At 64.0% G+C, this 4,920-nt stretch carries 4 protein-coding genes; 1 reads left to right on the top strand and 3 read right to left on the bottom strand.

Annotation, left to right across the window (positions count from 1 at the left end; genetic code table 11):
- The 3 genes from EN939_RS20765 to EN939_RS20755 all read right to left on the bottom strand — a co-directional run.
- Window positions 1–1,505 (bottom strand): ABC transporter substrate-binding protein (locus EN939_RS20765; protein WP_164751113.1); only part of this gene is annotated, 1,505 nt, incomplete at its 3' end.
- A gap of 32 nt (window positions 1,506–1,537) precedes the next feature.
- A complete protein-coding gene (locus EN939_RS20760) occupies window positions 1,538–2,314 on the bottom strand; it encodes a DUF427 domain-containing protein (protein WP_127269474.1) in 777 nt (258 codons plus the stop codon).
- Between the two features lie 21 nt (window positions 2,315–2,335).
- Window positions 2,336–3,694 carry an LLM class flavin-dependent oxidoreductase gene (locus EN939_RS20755; protein ID WP_127269473.1) on the bottom strand — a complete coding sequence of 453 codons (1,359 nt, stop codon included), beginning with the start codon at window positions 3,692–3,694 and terminating at the stop codon, window positions 2,336–2,338.
- A gap of 190 nt (window positions 3,695–3,884) precedes the next feature.
- On the opposite strand from EN939_RS20755, the gene EN939_RS20750 reads away from it, so the two are divergent.
- On the top strand, window positions 3,885–4,920 hold a 1,036-nt coding region (locus EN939_RS20750), incomplete at its 3' end, for an ATP-binding cassette domain-containing protein (RefSeq protein WP_164751112.1).

The raw sequence follows: 4,920 nt of genomic DNA, 5'->3' as shown, positions 1-4,920 counted from the left end.
ATGATGCGCTGCTGCTCGACTACTCGAAGGCGCTGTGCCTGCAGATCACGCGCCTTCGAGTAGTCGAGCAGCAGCGCATCATAGGCCGGGTTGTTGAAATGCGCCGCGTTCCAGGCTCCCGAACTCTTCAGCGTGGCGTTGAGGAAGATGTCGGGCGTGCCGCGATGGCCGTAGTCGGTGATGCCGAGCACCGAATCCAGCCAGGGCGAGCTACCGAAGGTCGCCGAGCCGTAATAGGCGTCCTGCGGCAGGACGTTGAGCTTGACGTCGATGCCGGCCTTCCTGGCGAAGTTCTGGATGATCACCGCATAGTCGGGAATGTCATAGGCGCGTTCGGTGGTCAGCGTCACCTCGAAGCCGTTCGGCACACCCGCCTCACCAAGCAGGCGCTTGGCTTCCGCAATGTCCTGCTTGCGCTGTGGCACCGACGGATCGGCGGAAGGGAAGATCGGCGCGAACGGGGTGTCGTTGCCGACGATGGCGCGGCCCTTGAGCAGGCCCTTGACCACCGCCTCGCGGTCGATGGTGAGCGCCAGCGCGCGGCGGATGCGCTTGTCGGTGAACGGCGCCTGGTCGGTTCTGAGATGCACCTGGTCATGCGAGCTTGCCTGCACGCTCAGCAGCTTGAAATTGGGATTGCCCTCGATCGCCAGCTCCAGGCGCGTCGTGCTCGGGATGACGTCGAGCTGGCCGGCCTGCAGCGCCAGCACCTGCGCCTGCTCGTCGTCGAAAAACTTGATCTCGACCCGGTCGGGCAGCGCCTTGTCGCCCCAGTAGTCTTCATTGCGAACGAAGCTGGCGCCTTGCTTGGGACGGAAGGATTCGAGCTTGAACGGACCGGTGCCGTTGAAACTCTTCTCGAAATCGCCGGCATAGTCGGCCGGCAGGATGACGGCATTGTAGACGTCTGAGGAGACATAGAAGGGGAAGTTGCTGTTTGGGCCGTCGAGATCGAAGGCGACGGTTTCGTCGTCGACCAGCTTGGCGCCGCCCTTGGACAGGATGCCCTTGTAGGCGGACAGCGCCGACGAGCCGCTGGCCCGATCGACCAGCCGCTCGAAGCTCGCCACAACATCCCTAGCGGTGACCGCGCGGCCATCGTGGAATTTCACCCCTGGCCGCAATTTGAAGGTCCAACGACTGGCCGTCTCGTTTGCTTCCCAGGACAGAGCCAGCTTCGGCTGCAGACCATCCTTCGGATCGTCGAGGATCAGATACTCGCCGACCTGGCTGATCACCCCGATGCTGGCCGGATCGGTGACCGAAACCGGATCGATCGCCTTGGTCGGCTGGCCGAGCCCGACGCGAACCGTGCCGCCGGCAGCAGTCGCGGCGCGCGCGCCTCCAAGCCCTTGGGAAGCGGCAAAGCCGGTCAGGCCGAGCAGTGCGGCGTATTTCAGGAGATCGCGGCGCTTGAGAAAGCCGCCCTGATATTCGTCGACGGCGACATTCCAGATGTCCCCCGACAGATTGCGAACTGCGTCGATATCTCTGAGTTTGGTCATGTTAAACCCTGCCTTGAAATGAAGATTGAAAGCTATGCGACGGGTTCGCCGTCGAGATGGATGCGGTCGACGGCCTGCGGATAGAACGCGATGAGGCCCTTGATCTTGGGCATTTCCTCTATGGGATCCCGGTAGCTCCAGGCGATGTCAGGGCGCACCGAGCCGTCGCTCAGCAGGCCGGACCAATAGGAGGCGATGCCCTTGTAAGGACATCGCGTCGTTGTGACGGACGCCGTCAGCCGCTCCAGCCGGATGTCTTCCGCCGGCAGATAGAAACGCGTTGGCAGATGCGTCTCGAACAGCAGAACCGGGCGGTGGCTGTCGGCGATCGGCTCGCCGTCGAACCAGACCTGCACATGGCTGGAGCTCTGCAGCACATCGATGCGTGCGTAGGGATCGCGGGCGTGGACGAAGACTTCCTCTTCCTCCTCGAACCATTGGTCGACGGCTTTCCAGGTGAAGGCGATGCGGCCGGCCAGAGGCGCCAGGTTTTCATCCGGTGGCGACACGAACGCCCAGGCCGCGTTGGCGCTGCGCCTGTCACCGCTGTCGATATCCCAATAGGCGGTTTCGCCACCGACCGGGTGCGGTTCGCGATGCGGTGAGGGTCTCAGCACCGACGGGTCGACCGCTGACGGCGGGAAGAAATAGATCGGCAGGAAATGGTTGGAGCGCAGCACGAGCACGTTGCGGCTGTCGGCGATGGTGCGGCCGCCGAACTTGACGCGCACGCGCTTGGGGCTGTGCAGGACATTGACGAGCTGCGGCGCGGTGGCTTCGCGCGGCTGCAATCTTGGTGCAACGGTCATGATCGTTCTCCCGGCCTGACGTCAGGACACCGCGCGCGCATTGTCGCGTTGTTCGGCGAAGCGATTGGCTGGCCGCGCCAGGCCGAAGCGGTCGCGCAGCGTTCCCGGCGCGTATTCGGTCGGGAACACGCCGCGCCGCTGCAGCTCCGGAACCACCTGTTCGGCGAAATTCACCCAGTCCTCGGGCAGCAGCGGGAACATCAAGTTGAAGCCGTCGGCGGCACCGGAAACGAACCAGTCCTGCAACTGGTCGGCGATCTGTACCGGCGTGCCGGCGACGGTCGGCACCGAACCGCTGTTGGCGAGTTTGCGGGCGATCTCGCGCAGGCTGAGATTCTGCTTCGCCCATTGCCTGACCCGGTTGAGCGACGTGCGTCCGCCGTTGAACGTGCTCTCGTCCGGCAGCGGCGGCAATGGCCCGTCCGGCGGGAACAGCGACAGGTCCAACCCGCTCCAGCTGGACAGAAGGTCGATGCCGACCTGATCCGGCAGCAAGGTCTGCAGGTATTCCTGCTTTTCCCGGCCTTCTGCTTCGGAGGCGGCGACAACAGGCAGGATGCCGGGCAGGATCTTGAAGCTCTCCGGCCGCCTGCCGTGGCGGGCCAGCCGCTCGTTGATATCCTGACGGTATTTGATGCCATCTTCCTTGGTGCTGTAGATGGCGAAGTGCGCATCGGCCTGGGCGGTGGCGAAGTTCTTGCCGTCCTCCGAGGAGCCCGCCTGGACGATCAGCGGATGGCCCTGCGGCGGCCGCGAGACGTTGAGCGGGCCGCGGACTTTGAAGTGCTTGCCCTTGTGATCGATGGGATGGACCTTGTCGGGGTCGGCGAAATAGCCCGACGCCTTGTCGATCAGCAGCGCCTCGTCTTCCCAGCTGTCCCACAGCGCTTTGACGATATCGAGGAATTCGGCCGCACGCTCGTAGCGGAACGCATGTTCGATATTGCCGTCGCGGCCGAAATTGCGCGCCTCCTCGTCCATCGCCGAGGTGACGACGTTCCACGACGCCCTGCCCTTGCTGATGTGGTCGAGCGAGGCGAACATGCGCGCCACATTGTAGGGCTCGCTGTAGGAACTCGATGCCGTGGTGATCAGGCCGATATGCTTGGTCACGCCCGCCAGCGCCGAGAGCAGCGTCAGCGGTTCGAGGCGGGCATTGGCGTAGTGGGCGACGCCGCTCTTGACCGAATCCCAAATCGAAACGTGGTCGGCGACGAAGATGGTGTCAATCCTGGCGCGCTCGGCCGCCTGCACGAGATCGCGGTAGAATTCGAAGTCCAGCACCTCCCGCCCCGGCGCCCTGGGATGGCGCCAGGACATCCGATGATCGCCCTGCGGGTTGAAGAAGAATGCGCTGAGGATCATGTGGTCTCGAGCCATGACGGCCTCCTTCCAGATCTGCTCCGGAGACCGTCGCGCTGCTTGCCTAAGCCGCGACAATCTCTGCTGATGCGAGAAAGGTAGATTGCGCTCCGGCTTAATCCGAGTAATTTTATAGAGATAATGCACTCCGAAAGCGGAAGCTATTGCCCTCGATGGCGGCGCTGGAAGAAAGTGGTTTCAAGTCCCCATGTCCTCCTCAGTTCTGAACGTAGACCAGCTGTCCGTCGCCTATGACGGGCGCAAGGGATCGCATCCCGCCGTCAGCGGCGTGTCGCTGCACATCCGCGAAGGCGAAGCGCTCGGCTTGGTCGGCGAGTCAGGATCGGGCAAAAGCTCTGTGGCGCTCGCCATCCTGCGTTATCTGCCGAAGAACGCCCGTATCGCGGCCTCAGCGCTTGAATTCCAGGGCCGCGAAATCCGCGACCTTTCCGCCGAGCAGCTCCGCCGGCTCAGGGGAAATCAAATCGCGGCCGTCTACCAGCATCCGGGCGCGGCGCTCAATCCAAGCATGACGATCGGCCGGCAGATCACCGAGACGATCATGCGGCACCGCCCGGTTCGCCTCGACGAGGCGCGCGAGCGTGCGGCCGAACTGCTCGGCCGGGTCCGCGTCAGCCATCCGGAGCGTGTGCTGGATCTCTATCCGCACGAACTCTCCGGCGGCATGCAGCAGCGCGCCAACATCGCCATCGCGATTGCGCTCGACCCGTCGCTGCTGGTGCTGGATGAGCCGACGACGGCGCTCGACGCCAGCGTCCAGTCCGAGATCATCGCCATCCTCTCCGACCTGCGCAAGGATCACAAAACCAGCATCCTGCTGATCAGCCACGACATCAACATGATCCGCCGCTCCTGCGACCGGGTGGCGGTGATGCAGGCGGGAACCGTGGTCGAAAGCGGCGTTGCGGGCGATGTCTTCGACAACCCCTCTCACGCCTACACCAAGGCGCTCATCGCCTCGATCCCGGCGCTCAACTACACCAAGCGGGACGGAAGACTGGCGGAGACGGACGGCGTGCCAGCGCACCCCATAGCCCAAGGCGAAGACGCCGGCTTGCCAAAAGAACGCCGGGTCGCGATCGCCTGCAAAGGCATCAGTCATGCCTTCGGCAGCCAGCCAGTGCTGCACGGCATCGATCTCGACATCGGCCAGGGCGAAACCTTCGGGCTGATAGGCGAGTCCGGTTCGGGCAAGTCGACCCTGGCACGCATCGTCACCGGCC

Source organism: Mesorhizobium sp. M7A.F.Ca.CA.002.05.1.1, assembly GCF_003998335.1.
GTDB lineage: Bacteria > Pseudomonadota > Alphaproteobacteria > Rhizobiales > Rhizobiaceae > Mesorhizobium.
Note: the sequence above shows the minus strand (reverse complement) of the source record. Positions and strands in the feature narration are given on the sequence as shown.

Coding starts and splice junctions, on each gene's coding strand:
- EN939_RS20755 (WP_127269473.1), bottom strand. CDS start 3,694: ATGGCTCGAGACCACATGATCCTCAGCGCATTCTTCTTCAACCCGCAG.
- EN939_RS20760 (WP_127269474.1), bottom strand. CDS start 2,314: ATGACCGTTGCACCAAGATTGCAGCCGCGCGAAGCCACCGCGCCGCAG.